This window comes from Thalassoglobus neptunius (assembly GCF_007859735.1).
Lineage (GTDB): Bacteria > Planctomycetota > Planctomycetia > Planctomycetales > Planctomycetaceae > Thalassoglobus > Thalassoglobus neptunius.
This window is the reverse complement of record NZ_SIHI01000001.1, coordinates 975,442-1,001,529: the sequence shown is the minus strand read 5'-3', so window position 1 is coordinate 1,001,529 and position 26,088 is coordinate 975,442. Positions and strand designations below refer to the sequence as shown.

Sequence of the window (26,088 nt, the reverse complement as noted above, 5' to 3'; positions counted from 1 at the left end):
TCCAGAAATTGAGGAAGCCATGATACCCGTCCAACCAAAGAATTCCGGTGAGTCGACTGTCGACCACAACAATCGAGCAAGAACCCAAACTGGGCTCGCAGCCGATCGAACATTCCATTCTGCGAAACAGATTATGGCTCGGCGCGTCGTTCTAACTCAACTCTACCTGATCGCTGCATTGCTCTGGCTGGGCTCGACCGGGTGCCAGTCAAGGATCGATTCCATCCACGAACAGTTTTCTGGCTCGGCTGATCAGAAGATGTCCCGCATCGACCAGATTGTGAAAAGCGTCGCCACACAGGGCGAACCAACGACCTCTTACGTGACCTACCGAGAAGCGAAGATGCTCTTGGAGTTGTACTCAGACTCGGATGACCTCAACGAGGCCGATCTCGCCGCGATGCAGGAAATCATCGATGCTCAAAGCCTTTCGTTTCCGTCGACGATCGAATTTCGAGAAACGGACGAACTCCCCTATGGGAATGCGGGATGCATGTTTCTCTTTCCTGGCGACGACTCAGTGAACGACCAGAAGACTTGGGAATTCAATACTGGAGAAACAAAGCTCTTCCCCAAGCTGACGATGCGCGATCCCGAGAAACTTCAAACGGCTTACGAGCGGTTTCAGGATCTCGAGTACGTTCTGATCGTCACCCCGGAGGAGATCATCGCACCCGAAGCAACGGGGGATGACAACTATGATTTGGGAGCAATTGTCGGAGTCGCCTATCTGTTCGAAGTCGAATCCGGGAACCTGCTGGGCTCTTTTGACTTCAAAGCTCCCGGTCAGAATCTCATCACCGGCATGATCTGGGACTTCACCTTGGGAGACGACGAAGAAGCGAATCTTGAACTTCTCACAGACAGACTGCACCGTGATGCCTTGCGATACGCCGAGGCGGCAGCCGCTGAACTCTCGGACCAGGTGAACTCATACTTCGAGATTCGGCAGCAGCTTTACCTGTCTGATGATGTCGTTGACACCCGGGTCCATGAAGCATCCGAATGACCGAACGGAAGCTTCGTGAACGGGTGAATGGAAGTCGACAGCGTGTCTGATCTAGACTCACGACGGAATCCCAGCATGCGCGTTGTCTTGCTGAGCGAGCCTGACCAGCATTCGATGGAAAGTGAGAAAATGGATCAGACGTTTCGGACAAGATTGAAGGCGGGAAATCTCCTGCAAGGCACCATGGTCACTCTTGCCGATCCTGCAGTCGCCGAGATCCTGGCAGACATCGGCTACGACTGGCTGTTCATTGACGGCGAACATGGCCCGCTGGAAACAGCGGAACTTCTGAATATTGTTCGCGCGGTCGACCACCGGATCGCCTGTGTAATTCGAGTCCCGACAGCCACCGAAAGCTCAATCAAGAAAGTGCTCGATCTCGGAGCTGCTGGCGTCATCGCTCCGATGGTCAACTCTGCTGAACAGGCACGAGACATCGTGAACTGGGCGCGATACTCTCCGCAGGGATCAAGAGGAGTCGGGCTGGCGCGTGCCCATCGCTACGGACAAAAGTTCGAAGAGTATGTCAGCACCGCGAACGAACACGTGGCGGTCATCGTTCAGGCAGAACACATTTCGTCAGCGGCGTGCATCGAGGAGATCGTTCAGGTCGAAGGAGTGGACGCCATTCAACTCGGGCCGTATGACCTCTCGGCAAGCATGGGGAAAATGGGCCAGCTCGACGATCCGGAAGTCGTCGCAGCGATTGATCGAGTTCTCGAAACCTGCCAGCGGGCGAACATGCCTGTCGGATGGTTCGGAGTTTCAGCTTCCGCGGTGCAGCCGTATATCGAGCGCGGGTGCACATTGATCACCTCCAGCGTGGATGCAATCCTCCTCGCCAGTGCCGCGAAGGAAACTCTTTCGACCCTGAAGGATCCGCAGTCGAGTTAGAAGAACTCGCTCGCGACCGCGAATGCTCTCGGGAGTTCGAACAGTCAGACCCGTTGGTTTCACGTGAAACATTCGCGAGCTACAGTGGGGGATTCGTTTTCACAGGACACAGATGATGGCTGGACTATTCGACAAGCAGGAAGAACAGGAGCGGACAGCTGCCCAGCCGTTGGCTGCCCGGATGCGCCCCCAGAACCTGGATGAATTCGTCGGCCAGCAACACTTCCTTGGAGAAGGCATGCTCCTGCGGCGGATGCTCCAGGCAGACCGCCTCGGCTCCATGATCTTCTACGGTCCTCCGGGGACGGGCAAAACGTCGCTGGGTCAAGTCATTGCATCTCAGACTCGTTGCAGTTTTCGAATCCTGAATGCGGCAGCGGCTGGCGTCAAAGAACTTCGCACTGAGTTGAACGATGCGAGAGATCGACTCTCGCGGGGGGATGGAAGAACGATTCTGTTCGTGGACGAACTTCACCACTTCAACCGCACTCAACAGGATGTCCTCCTTCCCGACGTCGAGAGCGGAGTGGTCAACCTGATCGCCGCGACGACTGCCAATCCTTTTTTCTCGCTGGCATCTGCCTTGATCAGCCGCAGCCAGGTCTTCGAATTCAAACCGATCTCTCAGGAAGACATTTCGCAACTGCTATGGAGAGCGCTGACCGACAAACAGCGGGGGCTCGGTTCGACACACGTTGAGGCGACTGACGAAGCGATTGAGTTCCTCGCCGAAGTCTCCGAAGGGGACGCTCGACGCGCTCTCACCGCTCTCGAAATCGGAGTGCTTTCGCTCGGGGAGAAGCACTCGGTCTTTGACCTCACCGTTGCTCAAGAGTCGATCCAGAAGAAGGCGGTTGTCTACGATGCTTCGGGAGATCAACACTACGATGTGACGAGTGCCTTCATCAAAAGCATTCGAGGCAGCGATCCGGACGCCGCGATCTACTGGCTCGCGAGAATGCTGGTCGCGGGTGAAGACCCGAGATTCATTGCCAGACGGCTTGTCATTCTGGCCAGTGAGGATGTCGGAAACGCGGACCCTCACGGACTCGTGCTCGCGAACTCCGCCGCCGAAGCGACCGAGCGCGTCGGAATGCCCGAATGCCGAATCATCCTGGCACAGGCTGTGACGTATCTGGCCAGCTGTCCGAAATCGAATGCCTCTTACATGGCGATCAACGCCGCGATCGAAGACGTCGAGAATCACCGATCGCTCCCGGTTCCGGAACACCTCAAAGATGCACACTACGCTGGGGCGAAGTCTCTCGGCCATGGGGAAGGCTATCAGTACAGCCACAACAGCGAAGATGGCTGGGTCGCCCAGGACTATCTCGGAGTCCCGAAGACCTACTACTCCCCGGTCGATCGCGGATACGAAAGCATTCTGAAACGAAGACTGGAAAAGCTCCGCACGCGAAAGCAGGACGACCTCCCGGAATAACGGACGAGTCTCCACCGACTGTTTTCAGCCTCCGCTAAGAAGCCAGTCGGGCACACTCCCCATGGCTTCCGGGCGAAGCTTGGGAGTCGAATTCCCCTGCCCCACTCTTTCGGTGAATGCGACCTCTTCAGAGAAACTTTCGCTCTGAGTGTCACATTTCGAGCCATGCTGCGCACTATGAAAGTGAGGGACGATAACTTCTGGCAATTGCTGTCGAGAACTCGCAGATCGATCGTCACCCTCACTCAGGGCAGTTCCGATTCTTTCAGCCAGCGAGGAGTGCAGTCATGGTGTCACCTGTCGAATTCATGAAGCAGTACCGAAACCTCAGCGTCTCCTATGTTCAGGACACAGGGACGATTTGCCGGGAGGCCAAAGCCAAAGTTGAAATCCGAAAGTACTTCATGATGGACTGGGACGAGGGAACGGAGGAGCGGACCGACTACAACCACGTCACATCCGGTGGTCGTCGCAACACCTGGTTTCAGGACAACAAGAAGAAGATTCGCAATGCGGCCATGGGGAAAGGTTCCCCCGAGGACTACCAGTTGGCGCTCGAATGGGCGGTTCTATCCGGAAAGATCCCAAACCCAACACCGGCCAAGATTCATACATACTGCGATCAACGACTGGGAATCGACTGTTCCGGATTCGTGACCAACTACCTGATCGCAAACGGAAAGAAGCCGGACACCCCAACTGTCAAACGGAACACCGGGGCCGCTTCCTATTACTCCACAGCCAAAGCAGTGAATGATCCCAATTCAATACGCCAGGCACACCTGCTCGTCTGGATGAGCGGCAACTCCGTCAAGCGCAGCCCGGGACATGTGGCAGTCATTCAATCTTATCGCAACCAGTGTGTTGCCGGAGGAAACATGCACGTTGTCGAGTCGACCGGAGCGGGAGGAGCCAATCCCAAGCTCCTTGACTCGATGTATACGGTCGAAGAGATTATTGAGAAGGATGGTCGAGTTCCGGTGATGATTCTCGTCGTGAAGCGTCACGGAAAATCCGGAAGCCGCGTCGCAGTGATGAATCCGTAGGATGTCTGCATCTCGCTGAGTCGCGTCGACGGAATCGTTTCGCCATCCCGTTGATCAGCAACTTTGATGAGGATGAAGATCTTGTTCCAATTGAACCGCCGTTCGTTTCTTCAGGCTGCTGCCTCCTCATCGATCTTGCTTGGAAGCCGCACTGGCTGGAGTGCACAAGCCGCAGAGACTCCCTCCTATATTCACGGAGTCTCTCCGACCGAAGCTGCGAAGATCAAAGATCACGCGGTCAAATTCATGCTCAAGTACAACGTCCCCGGACTTTCCCTGGCGATGGCTTATCGAGGAAAGCTGAAGCTGGTGATGTGTGTAGGATACGCTGACCACGAAACCGGTGTCACTCCCGAACACCGTTTCCGAGTTGCGAGCGTTTCGAAACCGCTCACCTCGATCCTCGTCATGAAGCTGATGGAGATGAACTACTGGCATCTCGACCAGAAAGTCTTCGGCTCCGGAATCCTCGGATACAAGGATGAGATCGCAACACTCGGGGCAACGAACCAAAGACGACTCCAGGCCATCACGCTCCGACATCTCCTCGAACATTCCTGCGGAGGCTGGGGAAATCAGTCGCGAGATCCCATGTTCTCGGGAGAAGCACTTGATCTGGATCATGACGGACTCATTCGCTGGGTATTGAAGAATCGCCCGCTCGATCACGATCCTGGTCAAAACTATTCGTATTCGAACTTCGGATACTGCCTGCTTGGGCGATGTATCGAGAAGCGTTTCAAAATGACGTACGAGAATGCCTTCAAGGCATACGTCCTTCAGCCTCACGGAATGAAGAATCTGGGATTCGAAATCGGAGGGAATTCGGTCGCGGACAAACGAGTCAACGAGGTGACGTACTACGGCCAGGACGAAGACGCCTATCATAAGATTATGAATGTCACTCGCATGGATGCGCATGGAGGATGGATCGCCACGCCGACAGACCTCGTGCGACTCGTGACTCACGTCGATGGATTTCCCAATCCGTCCGATCTGCTGAATTCCTCGACCCTCCGAACCATGACGACTCCGTCACCCGTGAATCCGAACTATGCCAAAGGCTGGTCGGTGAACAAACAAAACAACTGGTGGCACATGGGAAGCTTCAACGGAGGAGCTTCTGTTCTGGCTCGCATCAATGACCAGCATGTCTGGGCTGCGACGGTCAATACCCGCTCGAAAGACCCCAACTTCGGCAGCGATCTCGATGGGCTTCCATGGAAAATCAAAGGAAGCATCCGCGCCTGGGGCGGTCACGACCTCTTCGGTTAGCAGCCCGTTGAACATTGCGGACTTCTGAGTAGCAGTCTGAGTTTTGGTTGGTTGCCATTGAGTGAGGTCGTGCTTGTTTTGAAGTGCCGGAAGTTGCTTTCGATGGCTCGGGAGAGACTTTGAACTGTTCAAAGTCTCTCCCGAGCCATCGAAAGCAACTTCCGGCACTTCAAAACAAGCACGACCTCACTCAATGGCAACCAACCAAAACTCAGACTGCTACTCAGAAGTCCGCAATGTTCAACGGGCTGTTAGAGCAAGCCGTCAGAAAAGTGGACAGGTTGTCAATTGTCCCGCTTGTGGAGTCTCAGTGAGAGTCCCGCGGCCGCGACAAGAACTGATGAGCGAAACGGGAGCACTTCGCCTCTTAAACGAACTTCAGTTGGAATCCCCGGATCCGAAGACTGAACACGTTCGTTCATCTCCGCCGTTGACAACGAAACCGGAATGTCCTGCAGAGCGCCCCTGTCCTCGTTGTAGCCATCCCGTGACCAAGCAGTTTCGCGTCTGCCCTTCGTGTCAGCTGATACTGGAATCGACGCGGAGCGGATTTCGAAACGCATACAAAGCGGCATTGCGGTCGATCGGTCGTCAACGAGATTAGACCGGTTCGAATTCCGCCTCTGAAGTGAATTGCGGTTACGATTTCGAAAGTTCGATCGTTCTGCCTCGCCAGTGCACGGCATTCCGCTTCCAGCGATGAATAAGCGCGGAAGAAAACGTGCAGATGATCGGGAATGCAGCCAGAGGGAAGCACAATGCCTTTGCAAAACGTAGCGTGCAAAGCTGTGTCGCGGGAATGAGTAGCAGAGCTTGAATGACATAAGTGGCGATCCCGGAAACCGTCATCAGGAGATTCCCCTGAACGATTCCAACGACCGCTGTGGCAATCGGGATCCAATACATGAAGATCGGAAGCCACATTGCGAACAGTGCCATCCAGTCACGAGGCACGACTCCCAGAATATTCTTCGTCAATCCCCAGAAAGCGTGATGATTTCCTTTGAAGAGTCGGACACGCAGTAGCTCCGGAGCAAGCCAGAGCCTGACGCGCAACCCGCTTTGCCGGACCCGATTCGCGATGGAAACATCATCGAGCATCTCTGTCTTAATGCAGTCCATTGCCCCGATCTCTTCAAGGGCCTTCTTCTGAAGCAGGATGAAGGCGCCCGCACCAGCGGCATGAGGAGATGAGTCACTATTCACGTTCTGAAAAAGAAAGTGAACGACCCCGGCAATGAGAGCGTGAGGCAGGAGCACGTTCTCCCAAAAGGAGTGAAAGTCGAAACGCGGACCGAGGCTGAGCATGTCCAGTTGGTCGTCTTGCGCTGTCTGAATAGCCGTTGCAAAACACTCTGGCGAATGAACAACATCTGCATCGGTCAGGACGATCCAGGCATGCTGGGCGATGAGCCGGCCATGCTCCATCGCGTTCGCTTTTCCGAGCCATCCTTTCGGAAGCGGCGGATCGTGAATCACGGTCACACGACTATCTCTGGACGCATACTCGTCGGCGATCTCCCCGGTTCGATCGGAAGAGTGATCGTTGATCACAATCACTTCCAGATCGACATTCTGTTGAGCGAGGATCGAATCAAGCCCGTTGGCCAAATCCAGCTCTTCATCGCGAGCGGGAACGATCACGCTGATTTGTTCTTTTCTCGCCTGTTCTCTTTGCGTTGCTTCCAGTTCGACTGGCTGGTGTTGGCGGGAAAGGCTGCTCTGACGGACTGTGATCACATACGCCACTCCGAGGAAGATCGACACTCCACTCGCGACCCAGGTGCATGCGAGCATCAATGTTTCGATCATCACGGATTTCCTATCGTTTGCACAAAACTCGTCCAGCTTCATCTGTCACTGGTTTGTATTGAGACCATCTTTCGAGTCCAACAGCCCAGGCGAAAGCCTCACGATGAACAATCTGCTCTCATGAAGAAACAATCCATACCATTCGAGTGTACAAACTTTTCGCGCATTCGACCGACAATTCCGTGTCGTCGATGGCGGCTGTGTGAAATCGTAGCAGTGGAAATCGACAGGTTGTTTGATTCGCACTGACTACTTCAGAGGCAAATAGATGTCAGTGCGAATGTCGGCAGATTCCGTGTTGCACGGATCGTTCAGATAAATTTCGTAACCGCCGCATTTGTTCTGTTTGAGTTTCTTGTAGCGGGCAAACTGGTGGGCGGCACTCCATGCGTTTCCGAGATGTCGGTAGGGGCCTTGATGCTCGACAGCGAGCGCTTTACATGGCGGAAGGCCCCAATTCGACATTCCTTCAGGAAGTCTCGCGGAACTCGAAACGACGAATCCGCTAGTAAAGTCGAAAGTGCGCCGCTTCAAGTCCATCTCGTGGTAGACCGACAGCGGGCCGCTGACGATGGGAATACTGCTGTCCTCCAGACGCTGCTTCGATTCGGAAATCGCTTCTTCCATTGAGGGGCCGACGTCGTCGAATGAACACTTATTCCTGATGCCATACACAGTGAGAGGGCCAACGGACTCAATCCCACGGATTTTCGTCTGCGATTCGACGGTTCCGGTTTCGATCCACTCTTTGAGCATCATCAGGCCGCGCTCGTAATCCATCCCAATGTATAACTCTAAACTCGACTTCATCCAGAAAAGAAACCATGGCAGACTTCCATTCATCTGCCATGTTACTTCTGTCCCTCCTGAAGTGGGGGTGAACAGAAAACGAACCTCGGATACGGACTTGAATGGTTTAATAAACCGAATCTCATCTTCGATTAATTGTCCGGGTTCGAGGCTTAAGTGTTCGAGTTCCCCCGCGCCGACAATTTCCCCACTCCACGCATAAGTCGAACCAACGCTCGTCGAATCATCGGAGACGGTCACTCTCGCGCCTGGCTCAGCGCAGAGCCAGGGAGACCAGATCGTCCAGGTCGAGTAGTCAACGACTTTGTCATACACCTCTTCAGGAGGAGCATCGATGTTGATCGAACGACTGACTTGATAACTGGGCATGATTGGCCTCGAAAATGAAATGAAGGAGAACCGACTAAAGAAAGAGCGCCCTTGGTATAGACGGAGTCCGACGGACCGCATGGGAATCGAATAAATCGTCAGGTTGACACTGGTGCCTCAGGCTTCGTCGCTGGAGTCATTGTCATCAGATTCCGGCTCGGGAACTGGAGCGGGTTTCTCTGCGGTTGTCTCGGCATCCGATGCCTGCTCGGTTGGCTTTTGGCGAATCATCGTGGCTGCGATGAACAGGATCGGGAGTCCAAGCCAGAGTGCCCGGTTGGCCGATCCCATTGGGGGAACACGATCTGACTGAAGAAGCGGAAAGGCGATCGCAGCCAACAGCGGGTACAGACCGCTCCCGATCGCTGCAACGATCACGAGAGTGAGCGCCGGCGAAGGGGGCATCGATTTGGAAATAATGAGGGCGACGGACAGGCCGATCGCGATGGGAATGAAGAAGGAGCCATGAATCGAAAGTGCTTCGACGAACTGATCTTGTTCGTGAATCCGAAAGTACTGGAGCAGGTATGTCGAAGCATATCCGCCAATCGCTCCACCCACTCCTCCCAAAATTACCCCGGAGATCGTTGCGATGGGGATTCCGCGTTTCGCCAGCAGGCTTCCTCCGAGAGCAAGGCACCCAGCGAAGACAGCTCCAATGATTGCCCCCATGATTGCATGATGCTTTTGGGCGTTGTCATTCTTGACTGCTTCAAGCTGTGCAGACTGTTCTGCGGTCATGGCATTGGCGTCGAGTTGCAACTCCTTCGGGATTTCGAAGGGATTTGGGAATTCAGTTGCCGCAACTCCAAGGAGAATAGCGATCAGTGCAAGGGGAAGAATTTTGAGCACGTGAAATTCCTTGTTGTCAATCAATTAATGCAGGATAAGACAAATTAATAAATGCACTTCGCAAGCAAAGTGTTACAGAAATAACAAGTTGTTTGTGTCGCAGTTCGAATAGCTTCGATCAGCAAGTTGTTACTCGGCAGTTTCAAACCCGTTTTGAGAGAGTTCGACAAAACCCTGGCGAAGTCCGCGGGCGTCGTAACCAAGGTTGTTTAAAAGTTTCGCAGCTGAGACGGAGCGAACACCTCGTGCGCAATGGGTGTAAATGATCTGATCTTTGGGGAGGTCGAGGTCTTCGAGAGTCCCGCGGAGTTCTCGCGTTTGCAGATCGCTCAATGGGAAAAGCTGAGCTTGGCTGAGGTGACCGGAATCCCATTCTCTTTGCTCTCGAACGTCGATCAGAATCGCTGTTTTGTTTTCAAGAAGGCTCTTAACAGTCTCCAGCGAATCCGTGGTCTGACCATCGTCGTTGGTCTTTTCAGATTTGCGGAATGTCATGAAGTAGGAGGTGTCAAGAAAATCAACTTCTGAATCGACTTCGAACCCCGCATTCTGAATCTCTTCGACGAAAACTTCCTTCCCAGCTCGGACATGGCCGAGGATCCAGTCGGAGCTTTCTCCCTCATTCCGGTGAAATTCGACGAGAACCAATTTTCCTTCCGGCTTCAAGGCCCGATAAATGGAGCGCATTGTTTTGTACGGAAACTCGAAGTGGTGATAGGTGTCGCAAATGAAAGCGACATCAACGGAACCGGGGGGCAACTCGACTGAATCGGGTTTGCAGACTTGTCCACGCACTTGAGTCAGGCCCGCAGTTCGCGCAGAGGAAACGGTGTGGTCAACGAACTCTTTCGCAATATCGACCGCGATCACAGTTCCGGTGGGTCCAGTTTCTTTGGCGAGAAGTCGCGTGAAGAGTCCGGTTCCGGCACCAATGTCGGCGATCGTTTGACCAGGCGTGATCTTCGCTTCCTCGACAATTCGATTGCGGTGGTCATAAACCTCGCGGCCCTCTTTCTCAAATCGTTCAACGAATTCTTCGACGACTGGAGCATCAAACGAATCATTGATTCCCGGGTTGATGCTTGATTCCTGTCCCAACAGGCTTCTTTGTGATCCCGCTGCGAGGAGTGCGAGTGTGAAACACAAAGCGGTTCTTTTTGTCGAGTGAAAACTCATGGGGGTAACGTTCTTTCGGTCGATCATGATGTCAGAGGGAAATCGTCATGCCCGTTGGAAGTCGTGCAGAGATAAGTCGTTGACTCATCGCATTATGCAGCAGAGTGATTCCGTTCGACAAGAGTGGTGGAGGCATCTCGTTCAATCCTGAGAAAGCAGCCACCTTTCGGACTCGTCAAAATCCCGGATTGGTGAATCGCTTGAGCGACAGGAAGGAGATCGGTTGTTCGGTTTCACGGTCAATAACAAGGTCTGCGAGAGCCTTGCCGATCACGTTGACAAATTTGAAACCGTGTCCACTCAAGCCAGCAGCGAAATGGACATTCTGGTGTTGCGGATGTTCGTCAACGATAAAGTGTCGATCCGATGTGAGTGTGTAGAGGCAGGGGCTGTAGCTTTCACTTTGCGGTTCCAGATCAGGCATGACGTCCGTCAAGAATCGTTCCAAAGGTTCGAGGTCAGAGTCCATCATCTCTGGGGCTTCCTTGAAAGGAGGACTGACGGTTCGGCCGCCAGAATGTTCGCACACTTTCACTGTTTCGCCATCGAGCGATGGGAATCCGTAAAACTCCCCGTAAGGCATGGTGTAGTGAAAGATCGAACTTCCCAAACTTAGATCGTAAGAATCTGCACGTACGGGAAACCAGACCATGAACTTCCGGAGGACTTCCAGTGAGGGAAATCCCGGAGTTTCATTCAAGAGCTGATTGCTCCAGGCTCCCGAAGCAATCACTAGATTCCGCGCGTGAAAAGTTTTTTCCCCCACAAAGACCGTCACCGATTCTCCATCGGATTCCCAATGAGTGACCGGAGAATCCCATGCGAACTGAGCTCCTTTAAGCTGTGCGAGTTCGAAGAATGTTTCGACACATTCTTCCACGTCAAGGAAGCCAGCGTTTGGCTCATAGACGACTTCGTACCCTTCAGGCAAATTGAATCCAGGAAAGCGTTCTTGAAACTCTTGGGCGGGAACATCCTCGAGTTCGATTCCATGAAGGTCGGAAGCGGTTCGTGCTCCGTGAATAGTTTCGGCATCCGGGGGACCGGCGAGCATTAGTCCGCAAGGCGAGAGTAAAGCTCGTTCGAATCGATCTTCGATCCGCTGCCACAGCTTGTAGGCGTTCTGAGCAAGTGGGACGTAATCGGGATGCTCGTGATACGCAGTTCGAATGACGCGCGTCTCACCATGAGAACTGCCTTGCTCATGTCCTCTCGGAAATTGTTCGAGGACGAGAACATTCAGCTTTCGGAGGGCTGCAAAATAGGCCGTACTGCTGCCTACTCCACCACCCCCAATAACAATAAGGTCGAATTGTTGTTCGGTCATCGCCCGATGGACTTTCGCCTGAATTGAAATCGGCGAATATGACAACAAAGCTTCTGTCGATCAAGACGGGATGGCCAGTCAACATGAATGACGACGAGGAGTTCAGTCTGATTCATCAGGGAGCGCAGCGGTGGCAACTGTTGAAATTCGGCCAATGAGGCTGTTCACCGAACCGGAACCGTCTGGATGGACGCGGTTGCTTAGAAAGATGACCGCCAGATCGAGTTCGGGATCGATCCAGATTCCCGTTCCCGTAAAACCTCCATGTCCAATTCCCGAATCGGTGAGCAAGTCCCCCTTGTTGGACGAATAAGGTGATTGCTTGTCCCAACCGAGAGATCGGATGCCACGCGGGACGTCGACGCTTTCCGTCATTCGCTGAATCGAAGCGGGAGTGAAAAGGCGAACTCCGTCGAGTTCCCCGTCGTTAAGAATCATCTCCGCAAAACGTGAGAGATCCTGTGCCGTTGAAAACAAACCGGCATGACCGGCGACTCCATCCATTTCAAATGCACGAGGGTCGTGGACTTCTCCGCGCATCCATTTCTCGTTGCGTTTCTGTGTTGTCGCAGCTCGCTCTCGAAGTGATGCGTCGGGCAGATAACCCGTTTCAGACATTTGGAGAGGAGTAAAGAGTTCAGCGTCGCAGAACTTGTCGAGCCGCTGGCCGGTCACAGTTTCGGCGATGCGCCCGAGAACGATGAATCCGACGTCGCTGTACATGAACTTCTCGCCGGGCTGGGCAGAGAGTGACAACTTGTTGATGTTCTCATACGCTTCTTCTCGCCCGGATTGATAGTCAGAGAGCGCGTTGTCCGGGATCAGTCCGCTCGTGTGTGTCAGGAGTTGTTCAATGGTGATCGCTTCTTTTCCGTCTCCTCGAAAGTCAGGAAGATAGTGGTGTGCGGTTTCCTGAAGGTCGATCTCTCCACGTTCCGCGAGGAGATGGATGCTCGAGGCTGTGGCGATTGGTTTTGTGAGCGATGCCAGATCGAAAACGGTGTCGACCTGCATGGGGATGACTTCCGGAACCGTCTGCAAGTTTCCATAAGCCTTTTCGAAGACAGGAGCACCTTTGTACTGGATCAAGACGACGCAACCCGGAAACTGATTGCGTTTCAGCCCCTCGCTGACGATTCGATCAATTCGGTTCAGTCTCTGAAAGTTGATCGTTGATTCCGGCTCTGCAGCGGCGGCGTCACAATGTGGAATGCTCGCGAAGAGAGCCAGTAATAGTGTCAATCGAACCATCAAACTTCCTCGGGCGAAGAGTTCTGTTTTCATTGTGTTGCAGACTTGCGAGAGAGTGCGAAGCCAATTTCCGGACTTGGTCACTCCGATCAGCAGGAAACTCTTGAGGCAATTAGAGTACCTTCCCCTCCAATCTTCAGCGACCAGACAGAAGAAATTTCGTCGATTGTCGAGAGGAACATGTTCATGCGCAAGGAGAAGGCATGAAAATCAATCGGCGGAAAAACGGAAAGATGAAAGCTTGTTGAGATAGTCTCCAGAGAGTGGAGAGTACAGGGAGAGATGAGTGAACTGACAAAGCAGGTCAGTTGAGAATCGAAGCATGTGGAAAAGAGGTGCCAGTAAAAAAAAGTGAGTCCCACCGATTCGGGCCAAATCTAAGGTGGGACTCTCCAAATGAAGGCAGCGGGCCAGAGGCCTTCACTTGGTGTGCAGAATTCTAGATCTGAGGATCGGAAATTCAACCTCATTCTTGGACTTTTTTTTGGAATAATTTGTCAATCGGCCGTATTTCATGTCGGGTTTTGGTTTGAAGCGGTTTCGCATCTTGATGCCTGGATGCGTAGTGGTGGTTGTTTTGCTCGCAGATGGCAACTGCCTGAATTTCCAAAGTCCCAGCGATTCATGGAGAATTCCAGCCTGCAGGCGTTATTCATTTGAACCGATTCGTCCTGGATCCCGTGAAATTTGCGAAAGTTTGACGGTCTTGTATACAATCTCACTTTGATGGGATCGCTGATTGTTCAGGATGCAACAAGTTAAAGGACTTCAGAGTATGGTACGGCGCTCCGGAAGCTTTCTACTGGTGGTTCTGCTATCTCAAGCACTCTGGGCGGAAGAGCCGACTTCTCCGACGATGAGGGAACTCGCGCTCCCCGGAGTCAACGGGAAACTTGTTCCCGTGTTGGGCGAGGAAACCGATTCGATCTCGGTTGTCTGTTTTCTGGGAAGTGAATGCCCACTCGCCCGACTCTATGGGCCAAGACTCGAAGCTCTCTCTGAGAAGTGGAAGTCGCAGGGGGTGCGTTTCGTCGGCATTAACAGCAACTCGCAAGACTCGATTGAAGATGTGCGGGTTTATGTGAATCGCACGGGAATTCAATTCCCTCTGTTGAAAGATCACCTCGGCACCGCTGCTGATCTCTTTGGAGCAACACGCACTCCGGAAGTCTTCGTCGTCGATTCACTCGGAGTGATCCGCTATCAGGGGCGAATCGATGATCAGTATCAACCGGGGCTTAGCCGGAGTGAACCGGAACGGGAAGATTTGAAAGTCGCCATCGAACAGCTGATGAACGGTAAGAAAATTGCCGTTTCTCAAACAGAGCCGGTCGGCTGTTTGATCGGACGGGTTCGCGACGTCGAAAAGCCAACGTCGCTGACGTATGCGAAGGAAATCTCTCGGATCCTTCAGAATCGATGTGTGGAATGCCATCGTGAAGGAGAAATCGGACCGTTTGCTTTGACGGATTACGAAGAGGTTCAGGGCTGGGGTGAAATGCTTTTGGAAGTAATTGATCAGAAACGCATGCCACCATGGCACGCCAGTCCCGATCACGGTGAATTTCTCAATGCTCGGGCAATGCCGGAAAAGGAAATCGAGCAGCTTCGAGAATGGGTTCGCGGGGGAATGCCGTTCGGTGATGAAAAAGATCTTCCGTCGCCGGTTCCGCCCGCTGAAAAATGGCAGCTCAAGCGGAAGCCCGACCTCGTCCTGGACATGCACACGCGACCCTTCAATGTTCCGGCTGAGGGGACTGTCGAGTATCAGTACTTCGTCGTCGATCCCCAATTTGAAGAAGATCAATGGGTGGTCGGTGCTCAAGTCGTTCCCGGCAATCGTTCGGTCGTCCATCACTGTCTCGTCTTTATTCGACCGCCCGATGGAGAGGACTTTCGAAGAGTTCGATGGCTCACCGGATTCGTTCCCGGACAGTTGCCCATGGATCTTCCCGAAGATTACGGCATCCTTGTCCCGGCGGGATCACGATTTGTCTTTCAGATGCATTACACACCGACCGGAACCGAGGAAGAAGATCTTTCACAACTCGCGTTACTGTTGGCAGACGATGAAGACGTGACTCATGAGGTTTCGACACTGATTGGGATCAACCGAGACTTCGAAATTCCGCCGAACGAGGCGTCTTACGCTGTTGATGGGGATGTAACTTACCTTCCCGATGCGGGAAAACTCATCGGAATCGCTCCGCACATGCATGTTCGAGGAAAAGCGTTCTCAGTGGACATCGTGCGTGATGGAGAACGGGACACCGTGCTGGATGTCCCACACTATGATTTCAACTGGCAGCACTTTTATCAGTTCAAGGAACCTTTGCCGCTGGCTGAGCTGAAGGGGATCAAATTTCGGTCTGTCTTCGATAATTCCGAAAAGAACCCCGTTAATCCCGATCCCGAACAGTACGTCACGTGGGGCGACCAAACCTGGGAAGAAATGGCGCTCGCGTTCTTTACTGTCGCGACTCCAAGAGCCCAGAACGTTCGTTATCGAGACACGTCGGCCAAATCGGTGGTCACGATTTCCGAGGCTGAACAAAAAGAGCAGGCCTCGCAATTCGTCGCCCGGTTCTTTGAAAGGTTCGATCAAAACAAGGACGGGAAGATCTTGCGTTCCGAATTGCCGATTGCAATGGATCGATACGGATTTCATGAACTGGATCGCAATCGTGACGGATTTCTGGATCCCTCAGAGGTGCGTCGTCGAGCAGATGCCGAATTTCGACGTCGCTAAATCGGGGCCGAGTTGACTCGGAATTCGTAAATCGTCTTTGAGCTCACCTTCAGTGCCGAGTTACATCGGTGCGTTCTCCTTCAGGCAAGTCTCACTCACAAAGATTGTCCTCGCGTGTCTGTAAAATTTCAGAAAGCTTTCGGCTGGACCGTCGACCGGCGTGGAATTGTCTGGGCGCTGCTACTCTGTCTGACAGCTATTGCAGCGATCGGCTACCTCGCTCCGGAGATGGTCTGGAAACTCTTCGAGCCAGCACCAGCTGCGGTCAACGAGAAACAGCCGAGCCAGCAATCAACGCCGAGGCAGGCTGCTCCGATTGTTGACGTTGTCAGTATTTCGGACTCCGAAGTCATCCTGGTCATCGACTCCAGCCAATTCTTTACGGTCGATGGGTCTCAGGCATTGAAAGCCTGTGTCGCTGCGCTCGAAGAACTCGATTACGTCGAGAGCGTTCTCTGGGTCGATGAAATTCCCCCGCTGAATATTTTTGGACTACGTGAGTCGTTCTTTCCGGGAGTGCATGCCTCGGAACGTCAATTCGAAGAGGCCCGCGAAGCAGCATTAGCTCACCCTCTTGTCGGCGGACAGCTTTTATCACATGACGGTGAAACAACCCTGTTGATGGTGAAGTTGAATTGGTTCTTCGTCGAAAGTGACGAAGCTGTCACCGACGGTCTGCGCCGGGCTGTGAAGTCGGCACTCAAGAATTTTCCATCGAATGACTTTGACGTTCTCGTCACTGGTTCGGTTCCGATGTACTTGACGTTTATCACCTCGCAGGAGGCGAATCGTTTCAAGTATCAGATCATCGGATACGGAATGGTGCTTCTCATGGCGGTCATCCTGTTCCGTGGTTTTCGGGCTGTGATGATCGTTGCGATCGCCCCCACGCTTGGAGTGTTCTGGACGCTCGGGCTCGTGAGTTATTTCGATCTTCAGGACAACCCGTTTATCGATATTGTCCTGCCGATCCTGTTGAGTATGGTCGGCTTGACCGATGGCGTTCACCTAATGGTCGAGATCCGTCGGCAACGTGCATCCGGGCTCCCCGAGAAACAGGCAGCAAAACGGGGAATTCAGAAAGTCGGGCTGGCGTGCCTGCTGACATCTCTGACGACAGCGATTGGTTTTGGATCGCTTTCAATGGCACATCATCGAGTGATCCGGGAGTTCGGCTGGGCGAGCGTGTTGGGAGTGATTGTCACCTTTATCGCCGTGATTACATCCATTCCGCTGGCTTGTTCGACTTGGTTGGGGAAGTCGATTCATCACGGTCATGAGCGGGGGCTCATCGATCGAAATCTGAGCCGAATTAGCGTGATCATTGATTTCGTTCTGCGTCATTCACGAGTCGTGGGGATTCTTGGAATTGTGATCACCTTTGCGTTTACCGCGATCTCCCTGACGCTTCGCCCCGATGACCGTCGAACGACGGGACTGCCAATGAAATCAGAGGCAGCTCGCGCGATCGATCATATGGATCAGGCATTCGGAGGACTCGAAATGGGGTTCGTCGAAGTCACATGGAAGGCTGAGGTTCCTTCGGATTCTCCTGAAGTGTTGAAAGTGGTGACAGAAATCGATGACACGCTTCGTCAGGAGCCGCTCCTTGGAAGTCCGCTATCGATTCGATCATTCATCGATGCACTTCCCGGTGATGGAGATTTCGAAGAACGAATGCCGCTCCTCGAATTGCTGCCTCCTCCGTTAAAGCGTGCCTACTACTCCCCCGAAAGAAGATCAGCCAAAATTCAGTTCCGAGTTCAGGATCTGGGCATCGCAAAGTACGCACCGGTTTTTGAACGTGTTCGAGAAGAGTGTGCGACCATTGCTCGAAATCATCCGGGTTTCTCGGTGAGACTCGGCGGAGAACCAGTCCGCCGGTGGGAGAGTCTCTTTCAAATCGTGATGGATCTCGTCTACAGCCTCGGTAGCGCGAGCTTGATCATCTTTGTCGTGTTAAGTCTCGCTTACCGGTCGCTTCGACTCGGATTGATTTCGATCATCCCCAATATCTTTCCGCTGGCAGTGACCGGAGTTTATCTGGTGGTGACGGGTCAAACGCTCGAGATTGTCAGCGTCTGTGCGTTCACCGTATGCCTTGGGATCGCGGTCGACGATACGATTCATTTTCTCACACGCTACGAAGAGGAACGGGCCGAACTTCAAGCAAGCGGCGGAGGGTCGGAACGCGAAGCGATTCGTCGAGCCTTCATCGGCACAGGGACCGCACTCATCATGACGACTGCGGTTCTGGTGGTCGGTTTTGCGACGGTCATGTTCAGCGATATGCGTGATCAGCGGATCTTCGCCAGCATGGCCGGTTTGACAATTTCCGCAGCGCTCTTCGGCGATCTCGTCTTTCTCCCGGCTCTTCTGTCGCTCTTCGGCAATAGTGACAGAAGTCCAGATGAGCCTGTTGACGCAGGACTCGACCCTGAGGATGGTGAAACAACAGATGCGATCACTTCCGAGCCGATGAGTCCGGCGACATTTGATCGATGAGGTTCGACTTTCGAAAAATACCTGTCGAATCGAAAGCGCTTTCGTCACAATCTCTCTTCCGACCGCCCGTATTTTATTGAATCAGAGAGTGACCGATGAATTCAGTCGCCAATCGTATTGTGAAAGAGTGGATTCGTATCGGCTGGGGGATGGTTCTCGTCGGGATTCTTTTTCGGCTGGTTTCCTTCGTCGTTCTCGCTCCGCTCCCCGGACTGGCACTTCGCGCAGTCCTCGCTTTCTCTGGACAGTCGGCGGTCGCTGACATGGAGATTGTTTCCTTTGTGCTGCATCCGATCGGAATGATCGGGATGATCGCCGTCGCAGCTGTCTTTCTGTGTGTTCTCGCGCTGGAGCAGGCAACGTTTATTGTGATGGCTGTGTCGGAACGAAAGGTGACGCCCGGTGAGCTGCTGGCGTGCCTTCATTTCACCATTCTGAAAACGCCAAATATCTTGCGACTGACACTTCAGATCGTGGTGCGCGTTCTGATCATCGCAGTCCCGTTTCTTGCCGTGGGAGCGCTCATCTTCTGGCTGATGCTGACCGATGTGGACATCAACTTTTACCTGCAAAACCGGCCGCCCAAATTCCTCTTTGCTGCTGCGATGATCGGAGTTGTGCTTGGTGTGATGTGCTGGCGACTTCTTCCCCGAGTCGCTGGATGGTTCGTTGCTCTTCCTGTCTTGATGATGGAAAAAGAAGGCCCGTGGACAGCGCTGAAAGTCAGCGAACAAAGGACAATGGGGCATCGAAAAAACATCGGTATTGGGTTTGTCGCGTGGATTGGTATTTCTCTGCTGCTGTCGATGGTTCTCTCGGCTGCGACCGTCTTTATTGGGCGGAGCGTCGTTCCGACATTTTCGGGGTCCGTGACAATTCTCATCCCGGTTCTTGGGGCTCTTTTGATCATCTACAGCCTGGCATCGCTGGTGATCAGTCTGACTCAGTCAATTTTGTTTTCTCTGCTCATGACGGACTTCTATCGCCACACGCTGCCCGAAGAAAAAGCGGTTCCTGTTTCTGTTGAAGCACTTCCCGAGACGAAATCAAAGTTCTGGTCTCAATTGACCTGGCCGCGACTTGCCTCCGGCGTTGTGATCCTCGCGTTGTTCTCCGGGCTGATTGGAGTTTGGCTCGTCGACGGAGTGCGTCCGGACGACGATGTTTTGATTATCGCTCATCGTGGAGCATCGGGATCGGCTCCGGAAAACACGATGGCATCTGTTCGAAAGGCGATCGAAGAACACGCCGATCAGGTCGAGATTGACGTTCAGGAAACGGCTGATGGAGAAGTCGTCGTCTTTCATGATTCGGATTTTATGAAAGTCAGCCGAGTCAATTTGAAACTCTGGGACGCCACTTTAGAGAAACTCTCGGAAATTGATATCGGAAGTCATTTCTCACCGGACTTTAGCAGTGAACGTGTTCCAACATTAAAGGAAGTCCTTGAAACCTGTTCGGGGCACGCCGTGGTCAACATTGAGCTGAAGTACTACGGCCACGATCAGGATCTGGAACGAAAGGTGGCGCAGATCGTGGAAGAAACGGGCATGGCCGAGAGTGTGGTGTTGATGTCACTGAAGCTGAAGGCTGTCAAGAAAATGAAGAGTCTGCGTCCCGACTGGACGGTCGGATTGCTCACTGCGACGGCCATCGGAGATTTGACTCGCTTGGAAGCCGATTTCCTTGCTGTCAACTCGGGACTTGTCAGTCACACGTTCGTTGATCGTGCTCACGAGCGCGGAAAAGCTGTTTACTGCTGGACGGTCAATGATCCGATTCAGATGTCCCTGATGATGTCACAAGGTGTCGACGGGATCATCACAGACTTTCCGTTGCGGGCTCGAAAAGTGATTGACCAGAGAATGGAACTCAACACCGTCGAGAGATTGCTGCTCGAACTGGCCTATCGTCTGGGCGTGATTACTTCGTCTCAAGGGCCCGAACAGTAGAAGACGACGTTCTTTTTCAGTCGGGGAGAAGCAACGAATCACACCCGCCGATGTATGCAATTTGTCGAAGCTACAACAATCCGAAACTCATTGGACTGCTGGAGAATCTCCGCAATCTGCCGGGAATCGATGGGCTGATTGTCCCGGTCAATTCCGATCGCGACGGAGATCCCTCAGGGAACTTTGGTTTCTCGACACGCTTGTGTCTCGAAGAGGCTTCAGGGTTTGAAGACCTGAAGTACTTGCCAATTCCGGAACGAAAATACGGTTGGTCGAAAGCGTTGAATCGTGCCCTCGGTCATCTTCCGCCACGCGAGAAGTGTGTCCTCATCGTGTCCACTGAAGTTCGATTGACACCTCTTCAACTCTCCGAGTTGCAAGAAGCTGCGCTGTCACCGTCGTCAAGTTGTGGGTATGCACTGTTCCGCAATCGGGATGAGGAAAGTTATCAGTTCCCTAGGAATACGTGTCTGGTCTGGAACCTGTCCGGTCTGAAGTCGGGACTTCCGGACGGTGTGACCTTTAATGAGTCACTCGATTCCCGGAATGGAATGGAGGACGTTGAACTCGCGTTGCGCCTGTTCGAACAAACCGGGGGCTTCCCGATGATTGGGGCGAGGGACGTTGTTCTCGAAGCCCGAACCGCAGGGGAAGAATTCTCAAGAAAGGTGGCTGCGGAAAGTCGAGCCATTAAGGAGATTTTCAAGAGATTCCCCCCGGAGGTCGTCGAGAGGTTTTGCGTTCACACCAAGTCACAAAACCGGAAGCGGTTGATGTGATCTCGAGTGTGTGAATGAAACAAGTTGGCTTTCATCATGCTTTGAGGGAATCAAGCAACTTGCCAACCCGCTCAATCGAACTCTGACATCTGATTTACAAAGATTGACGCGGCCAGCGCAGCATCCATCGGAAGCAGCGAGTTCCGGCGAGCCCGCAGGAACCATGACAATGGCCTGACGATTCACTACGATTCCAAAGAAAGCGTTTCCCGGAGAGAAAGGTCGGTCGAGGTTGATTGCAGTTGTGACTGGAGCGGCGGGACTGATCGGAGCCGAAGCATGTCGTCAGTTTTCGAATGCTGGGTTTCAGATCGTGGGGATCGATAACGATCTGCGCGCTCACTTCTTTGGACCGGGTTCTTCGACGACTCCGCAAATGCAGGGGCTCAAAGAAGAGATTTCTGACCTCGTGCATCACCCGATTGATATTCGTGATCGCGACAACGTCGACGCTGTTTTCTCGGAGTACTCTTCAGATATCTCCGTCGTGATTCACACGGCCGGTCAACCTTCTCACGACTGGGCTGCGAGTGACCCGTTTACAGATTTTAATGTCAACGCGGGCGGGACACTCAATCTTCTGGAAGCGACGCGCTCGAGGTGTCCGGAGGCATGTTTTCTGTTCACGTCGACAAACAAGGTTTACGGCGACTGCCCCAATAGTCTTCCACTTGTCGAAGAAGAAACTCGCTGGGAACTTGAATCGAGCCATCCATACTTCGAGCACGGGATCGATGAATCGATGCCGATTGATCAGACGACTCACTCACTGTTCGGGTGTTCGAAAGCTGCTGCTGATTTACTGGTGCAGGAATACGGTCGCTACTTCGGAATGAAGACCGCTGTGTTTCGTGGGGGATGTTTGACAGGTCCGGGACATTCCGGGGCTCAACTGCACGGGTTTTTGTCTTACTTGACCAAGTGTGCCGTCCAGAAAATTCCGTATCGGATTTTTGGATATCAGGGAAAACAGGTCCGCGACAATATTCACGCATACGATTTCGTCAGGATGCTCTTGTGTTGCGCAAGCGATCCGGTGCAAGGAGGCGTCTTCAATGCCGGCGGCGGGCGATTCAGTCATTGTTCAATCCTGGAAGCAATTGGAATCATCGAGTCGCTGAGGGGAGAGCAGATGGAATTCGCATTCGAAGAGACCCCAAGGCGAGGCGATCATCAATGGTATCTCAGCGATACTCGCAGGTTTTCCGAGCGATACCCGGAATGGTCGATGACCCGCAATTTGCAGTCGATTCTCGAAGAACTCATCCAAGCCCATGAGGCCGCAATCCGAACCTGATCAAAATTTCGCCTGACAATTTTCTGATCCCGGCAGCTGAGACTGAGACGTGAGATTGCTGGTTCGATCACCGAGTCAATCGCATCGAGGTGAACTTGGACTCAGAAAAGCATCTCAAGAAATTTCGATCGAAATGAATGGAACCTGGACGTGAAGATTCTCATCACTGGTGTTTGCGGGTTTGTCGGAAGTCGCCTCGCAGAATGGATTCGTCAGGAACGTTCCGACTGGACCGTGATCGGAATCGATAATCTCTCTCGCGCAGGGGCAGAAACGAATCGCACTCGAATTCAGTCGCTGGGAGTCGAATTCGTTCATGGAGATATTCGAAACCGAAACGATCTGGAATTGTTTCCCGATGTCGAAGCTGTCATCGATGCTTCTGCGATGCCGAGCGTGCTGGCCGGAACCGATGGAGGCGGTGCTTCCTTGCAGTTGATGGAACACAATCTGCTTGGAACCTTAAACCTTCTGGAATACTGTCGGGCACGGTCTGCCAAGTTCAATATGATCAGCACGAGTCGAGTTTACGCGATCAAACCGCTGGCCGGGTTGCTTCTCCGGAAAGAGGACGACGCGTATGTTCCGAGGTTCGATGAAATCGAGACCGCTGGACTCAGTGAACGTGGAATCTCTGAAAAGTTTTCGACGGAGGCACCGGTCTCTCTCTATGGGGCGAGCAAACTGGCCTCAGAGGTTCTCGCGAAAGAATACTCGGAGACATTCGGTTTTCCTGTCTGGATCAATCGGTGTGGTGTCATGGCCGGAGCAGGGCAGTTCGGTCATCCGGGGCAGGGAATTTTCGCATTCTGGATCCACTCTCATCAGCAGCGACAACCGTTGAAGTACATCGGATTCGATGGAACAGGCGCGCAGGTGAGAGATATGCTTCACCCATTCGATTTAGCTCGATTAGTCGTGAAGCAGTTCGAGGCCGAAAGCGACGATGAGCGACCGGTGCTTCTCAACGTCTCAGGAGGCATTGAAAGTGCAATGTCACTCGCACAACTGACTCATTGGTGCGATCAGCGATTCGGAGAACATGTCGTCGGGACGGATCCCAATCCTCGACCGTTTGACTTGCCGTGGGTCGTTCTGGATAACAGCCTCGCACAAAAGACTTGGGACTGGTCACCCGAGTGGACACGTGATGCCATTTTGACGGAGATCGCAGATTTCGCCGAGACGCGAAACGACTGGCTGACCATTTCGAGGGGGCGATGACTGAATTGCTGTCAGGAGGAACCTGGAAATGGTGTGTCATCCCGATCGTTCTCTTTTTTGGATTGCGACTTCCCCTCGTCGTTCATCAAGCTGGGGGACAGGATGAACAGGTCTTTGCCGTTCCCGGATGGACTGTCGCGAACGAAGGCGTGCCGCGTGTTCCTTATCTGGTGACTGACAATCGGGCCACTTTCTATCAGAACGCCGATCGCTGTTTGATGGCGCTTCCGCCCGGATTGTTTTACTTTCAGGCTCCTTTCTTTCAGGTGCTTCCCGGAGGCTATCCCACCGCGCGAATGCCACTGCTTTTCGGCGGATGCCTTGCAATCGGTCTTTGCTTTTTTGCAGCGATAAGATTTGGCGGCGGCTGGAATGCGGCTCTGTTCGCGGCGAGTCTGCTGGCCTTCTCCCGTCCGTTGATGTTTACGTCGATTCTGGCTCGGCCCGATTTGCTGTGCATGCTGTGCGGTTGGGGAGCCGTGTTGACGCTGTGGACTCCCTCCGAGGATTGGAATTGGAATTGGAAGAGAATCGTCGTCGCTGGTGCCTTGTGTGGTTTGGGAGGACTCTTTCATCCGTTCGCGCTCGTCTTCTGTCTTCAATGTGGAGTCTGGGTTCTCGCGGCAAAAGGCAGCAGTCGGGAACGAATTACCCGCGGGTGTCTGCTTGCGTTCTCGGCAGCGGCGGTGTTGATGTTGTGGTTGCCGTTGATCGTCAAGTTTCCGCAGGAGTTTCAAAGCCAGTTCTTCGCGAATGTCGTTGATCGTGCTGGCCCCGGTCTCGGCTCGCGACTCTTGAATCCGATTCCGTCCTTTCGTCACCACTTTGGTTTAATCTGGGAGTTCTTCGGTCCGCTTCAGGCAGCATTCTTCGGTTTCGGAGCAATCTTTAGCCTCGCAGTTTTGTTCAGGCAGCGGACTTCACATGCCGGAGCATTGGCGATGATTGTGGGCTCAAGTCTCTATCTGACAGCGACTGTTGCAGGGATGCACCCGACCAAGGGGTATTGGGTCTATCCGACGTTTTGGGTTTGCGTCACGATCGGATTGGCGTTGCAACCGTGGTTAACTTCGAACACTGTTCGGATCAGGTATTTGTCGACAGCCGCAGCAGTCGTAGTCGGGCTGGTGATTTTCGTTCCGGGAGGCGGACTGCGATCGGCCGGGATTTATTGGGTGAACTGGGGGGATCCTCGATTCCATGCCGGGAAGTTTATTGATCAGGTTCTCGAGGAGATGCCAGAAGAGGGGCTGTATTTAGCGGACACGAGCTATGTCTTTGACATCTACCTTTCGGGACGTGAGACTCTCTTGTGTCAACAGCGTGAACTTTTCTACGGAGACGCCGAGATTCCCTTTCGATATTTGCTTGCTGCTGGAGAAGCTGTCCAGGATGAATGGCCAAAACAATATGGTGCTATCCTGAGCACAACGGTTGGAACGCAGGTCACAGCCCAAGACTGCTTTGTCAATATTTATGTCCCGAGTGAGTCCGTTGAATAGTCGCCCCCAACTTTCGCTGGTGATCCCGGCACACAATGAAGAACAGAATATTCAGGCGTGTCTTGATGAACTGGTGACGACGCTCATCACCGAGGCCGGACTTGATGTCGAACTGATCGTCGTGGCAGATGGGTGTACTGACCGGACCGAAGAACTCGTCTCGGAAAGAAAGAGGTCGGTCTCCGCAATCCGTCTAATTCGCCATTCCGCGCCATGTGGGTTCGGTCGAGCAATTCGCTGCGGACTCAATTACGCCGAAGGCGATGTCGTCGTGATTTACATGGCGGACTTATCAGATCGCCCGCAGGATGTCTTGAACTACTATCGTCTCATCGTCAACGAAGAATACGATTGTGTTTTCGGATCGAGATTCATCAAAGGGGGAAGTGTCCACAATTACCCCCGCTTCAAGCTGATCGTCAATCGATTCGTCAACACTGCGATCCGCGTGATGTTCTGGACCAGATTCAATGACCTGACGAATGCGTTCAAAGCGTATCGACGGGAAGTCATTCAGTCGTGCGGTCCTTATCGATCTTGTCACTTCAACATCACATTGGAGATGTCACTCAGTGCGCTGATCGCGGGATATCGAATCAAACAATGCCCGATTCACTGGGAAGGCCGCACCTGGGGTTCGACGAATCTCAAGCTTCGCGAAATGGGTCGCCGCTACCTGTGTACGTTGATGATGTTGTTCTTCCAGCGGATGCTCATCGCTGATGATGTTCGTCAGGAACGGGATCGAACAGGAGCGTCAGGCGAAGAAAATTTCCTCGCGGACGACTCGGACTCGTCGCCGACTCTATGAGCCGGGC

The 26,088-nt window shown here is 53.2% G+C and carries 20 protein-coding genes; 14 read left to right on the top strand and 6 right to left on the bottom strand.

Features of this window, described 5'->3' with window-relative positions; all coding sequences use genetic code 11:
* Nucleotides 1-19: 19 nt before the first annotated feature.
* From KOR42_RS04090 to KOR42_RS04065, 6 genes are all read left to right on the top strand, one after another.
* Nucleotides 20-1,009 (top strand): hypothetical protein, encoded by a 990-nt coding sequence (locus KOR42_RS04090; RefSeq protein WP_146507332.1) that lies wholly within the window; start codon nucleotides 20-22, stop codon nucleotides 1,007-1,009.
* A 75-nt stretch (nucleotides 1,010-1,084) separates the two neighbouring features.
* Complete coding sequence (locus KOR42_RS04085; protein ID WP_231740628.1) at nucleotides 1,085-1,903, top strand: HpcH/HpaI aldolase family protein; 819 nt, start codon at nucleotides 1,085-1,087, stop codon at nucleotides 1,901-1,903.
* A 115-nt stretch (nucleotides 1,904-2,018) separates the two neighbouring features.
* On the top strand, nucleotides 2,019-3,344 hold the full coding sequence (locus KOR42_RS04080) for a replication-associated recombination protein A (protein WP_146507331.1): 1,326 nt from the start codon (nucleotides 2,019-2,021) through the stop codon (nucleotides 3,342-3,344).
* A gap of 287 nt (nucleotides 3,345-3,631) precedes the next feature.
* Entirely contained in the window at nucleotides 3,632-4,390 is a 759-nt protein-coding gene (locus KOR42_RS04075) for a hypothetical protein (RefSeq protein WP_146507330.1), read from the top strand.
* A gap of 81 nt (nucleotides 4,391-4,471) precedes the next feature.
* Nucleotides 4,472-5,665, top strand: a complete 1,194-nt coding sequence (locus tag KOR42_RS04070) for a serine hydrolase domain-containing protein (RefSeq protein WP_231740627.1) — start codon at nucleotides 4,472-4,474, stop codon at nucleotides 5,663-5,665.
* A 193-nt stretch (nucleotides 5,666-5,858) separates the two neighbouring features.
* Nucleotides 5,859-6,269: a hypothetical protein gene (locus KOR42_RS04065; RefSeq protein ID WP_146507328.1), complete on the top strand. Its 411-nt coding sequence runs from the start codon at nucleotides 5,859-5,861 to the stop codon at nucleotides 6,267-6,269.
* A 35-nt stretch (nucleotides 6,270-6,304) separates the two neighbouring features.
* Here KOR42_RS04065 and KOR42_RS04060 read toward each other — a convergent pair whose 3' ends face one another.
* The 6 genes from KOR42_RS04060 to KOR42_RS04035 form a co-directional block, all read right to left on the bottom strand.
* On the bottom strand, nucleotides 6,305-7,477 hold the full coding sequence (locus tag KOR42_RS04060; protein WP_197440843.1) for a glycosyltransferase family 2 protein: 1,173 nt from the start codon (nucleotides 7,475-7,477) through the stop codon (nucleotides 6,305-6,307).
* Between the two features lie 249 nt (nucleotides 7,478-7,726).
* Nucleotides 7,727-8,656, bottom strand: a complete 930-nt coding sequence (locus tag KOR42_RS04055) for an SRPBCC family protein (protein ID WP_197440842.1) — start codon at nucleotides 8,654-8,656, stop codon at nucleotides 7,727-7,729.
* 117 nt (nucleotides 8,657-8,773) lie between these two features.
* Complete coding sequence (locus tag KOR42_RS04050) at nucleotides 8,774-9,508, bottom strand: hypothetical protein (protein ID WP_146507325.1); 735 nt, start codon at nucleotides 9,506-9,508, stop codon at nucleotides 8,774-8,776.
* 129 nt (nucleotides 9,509-9,637) lie between these two features.
* The gene (locus tag KOR42_RS04045) at nucleotides 9,638-10,684 is read right to left on the bottom strand and encodes a methyltransferase domain-containing protein (protein ID WP_197440841.1); all 1,047 of its coding nucleotides are present in this window, start codon (nucleotides 10,682-10,684) and stop codon (nucleotides 9,638-9,640) included.
* 175 nt (nucleotides 10,685-10,859) lie between these two features.
* Nucleotides 10,860-12,056, bottom strand: coding sequence for an N-methyl-L-tryptophan oxidase (gene solA, locus KOR42_RS04040; RefSeq protein WP_146507323.1), 1,197 nt, complete (start codon nucleotides 12,054-12,056; stop codon nucleotides 10,860-10,862).
* 57 nt (nucleotides 12,057-12,113) lie between these two features.
* Nucleotides 12,114-13,262 carry a serine hydrolase domain-containing protein gene (locus KOR42_RS04035; protein WP_197440840.1) on the bottom strand — a complete coding sequence of 383 codons (1,149 nt, stop codon included), beginning with the start codon at nucleotides 13,260-13,262 and terminating at the stop codon, nucleotides 12,114-12,116.
* 775 nt (nucleotides 13,263-14,037) lie between these two features.
* On the opposite strand from KOR42_RS04035, the gene KOR42_RS04030 reads away from it, so the two are divergent.
* The 8 genes from KOR42_RS04030 to KOR42_RS03995 all read left to right on the top strand — a co-directional run bounded on the left by KOR42_RS04030 (nucleotide 14,038) and on the right by KOR42_RS03995 (nucleotide 26,081).
* Nucleotides 14,038-16,011 (top strand): redoxin domain-containing protein, encoded by a 1,974-nt coding sequence (locus KOR42_RS04030; RefSeq protein WP_197440839.1) that lies wholly within the window; start codon nucleotides 14,038-14,040, stop codon nucleotides 16,009-16,011.
* A 114-nt stretch (nucleotides 16,012-16,125) separates the two neighbouring features.
* Entirely contained in the window at nucleotides 16,126-18,516 is a 2,391-nt protein-coding gene (locus KOR42_RS04025; RefSeq protein WP_231740625.1) for an efflux RND transporter permease subunit, read from the top strand.
* A 95-nt stretch (nucleotides 18,517-18,611) separates the two neighbouring features.
* Nucleotides 18,612-20,468 (top strand): glycerophosphodiester phosphodiesterase, encoded by a 1,857-nt coding sequence (locus KOR42_RS04020; RefSeq protein WP_146507320.1) that lies wholly within the window; start codon nucleotides 18,612-18,614, stop codon nucleotides 20,466-20,468.
* Nucleotides 20,469-20,518: 50 nt separating this feature from the next.
* Entirely contained in the window at nucleotides 20,519-21,247 is a 729-nt protein-coding gene (locus tag KOR42_RS04015; RefSeq protein ID WP_146507319.1) for a hypothetical protein, read from the top strand.
* Between the two features lie 235 nt (nucleotides 21,248-21,482).
* Nucleotides 21,483-22,544: an NAD-dependent epimerase/dehydratase family protein gene (locus KOR42_RS04010; RefSeq protein WP_390620864.1), complete on the top strand. Its 1,062-nt coding sequence runs from the start codon at nucleotides 21,483-21,485 to the stop codon at nucleotides 22,542-22,544.
* Between the two features lie 150 nt (nucleotides 22,545-22,694).
* Nucleotides 22,695-23,768 (top strand): NAD-dependent epimerase/dehydratase family protein, encoded by a 1,074-nt coding sequence (locus tag KOR42_RS04005; protein ID WP_146507317.1) that lies wholly within the window; start codon nucleotides 22,695-22,697, stop codon nucleotides 23,766-23,768.
* On the top strand, nucleotides 23,765-25,270 hold the full coding sequence (locus KOR42_RS04000) for a glycosyltransferase family 39 protein (RefSeq protein WP_146507316.1): 1,506 nt from the start codon (nucleotides 23,765-23,767) through the stop codon (nucleotides 25,268-25,270). The genes KOR42_RS04005 and KOR42_RS04000 overlap by 4 nt, the downstream gene beginning before the upstream one ends.
* The gene (locus KOR42_RS03995; RefSeq protein WP_390620863.1) at nucleotides 25,254-26,081 is read left to right on the top strand and encodes a glycosyltransferase family 2 protein; all 828 of its coding nucleotides are present in this window, start codon (nucleotides 25,254-25,256) and stop codon (nucleotides 26,079-26,081) included. The genes KOR42_RS04000 and KOR42_RS03995 overlap by 17 nt, the downstream gene beginning before the upstream one ends.
* Nucleotides 26,082-26,088 lie beyond the last annotated feature (7 nt).

What these genes read in the sequence shown, in the direction of transcription:
- KOR42_RS04015 (WP_146507319.1), top strand. Translation starts at nt 20,519, where the DNA reads ATGTATGCAATTTGTCGAAGCTACAACAATCCGAAACTCATTGGACTG.
- KOR42_RS04090 (WP_146507332.1), top strand. Translation starts at nt 20, where the DNA reads ATGATACCCGTCCAACCAAAGAATTCCGGTGAGTCGACTGTCGACCAC.
- KOR42_RS04060 (WP_197440843.1), bottom strand. Translation starts at nt 7,477, where the DNA reads ATGATCGAAACATTGATGCTCGCATGCACCTGGGTCGCGAGTGGAGTG.
- KOR42_RS04030 (WP_197440839.1), top strand. Translation starts at nt 14,038, where the DNA reads ATGGTACGGCGCTCCGGAAGCTTTCTACTGGTGGTTCTGCTATCTCAA.
- KOR42_RS04000 (WP_146507316.1), top strand. Translation starts at nt 23,765, where the DNA reads ATGACTGAATTGCTGTCAGGAGGAACCTGGAAATGGTGTGTCATCCCG.
- KOR42_RS04075 (WP_146507330.1), top strand. Translation starts at nt 3,632, where the DNA reads ATGGTGTCACCTGTCGAATTCATGAAGCAGTACCGAAACCTCAGCGTC.
- KOR42_RS04020 (WP_146507320.1), top strand. Translation starts at nt 18,612, where the DNA reads ATGAATTCAGTCGCCAATCGTATTGTGAAAGAGTGGATTCGTATCGGC.
- KOR42_RS04045 (WP_197440841.1), bottom strand. Translation starts at nt 10,684, where the DNA reads ATGAGTTTTCACTCGACAAAAAGAACCGCTTTGTGTTTCACACTCGCA.
- KOR42_RS04080 (WP_146507331.1), top strand. Translation starts at nt 2,019, where the DNA reads ATGGCTGGACTATTCGACAAGCAGGAAGAACAGGAGCGGACAGCTGCC.
- KOR42_RS04055 (WP_197440842.1), bottom strand. Translation starts at nt 8,656, where the DNA reads ATGCCCAGTTATCAAGTCAGTCGTTCGATCAACATCGATGCTCCTCCT.
- KOR42_RS04085 (WP_231740628.1), top strand. Translation starts at nt 1,085, where the DNA reads ATGCGCGTTGTCTTGCTGAGCGAGCCTGACCAGCATTCGATGGAAAGT.
- KOR42_RS04065 (WP_146507328.1), top strand. Translation starts at nt 5,859, where the DNA reads ATGGCAACCAACCAAAACTCAGACTGCTACTCAGAAGTCCGCAATGTT.
- KOR42_RS04035 (WP_197440840.1), bottom strand. Translation starts at nt 13,262, where the DNA reads ATGGTTCGATTGACACTATTACTGGCTCTCTTCGCGAGCATTCCACAT.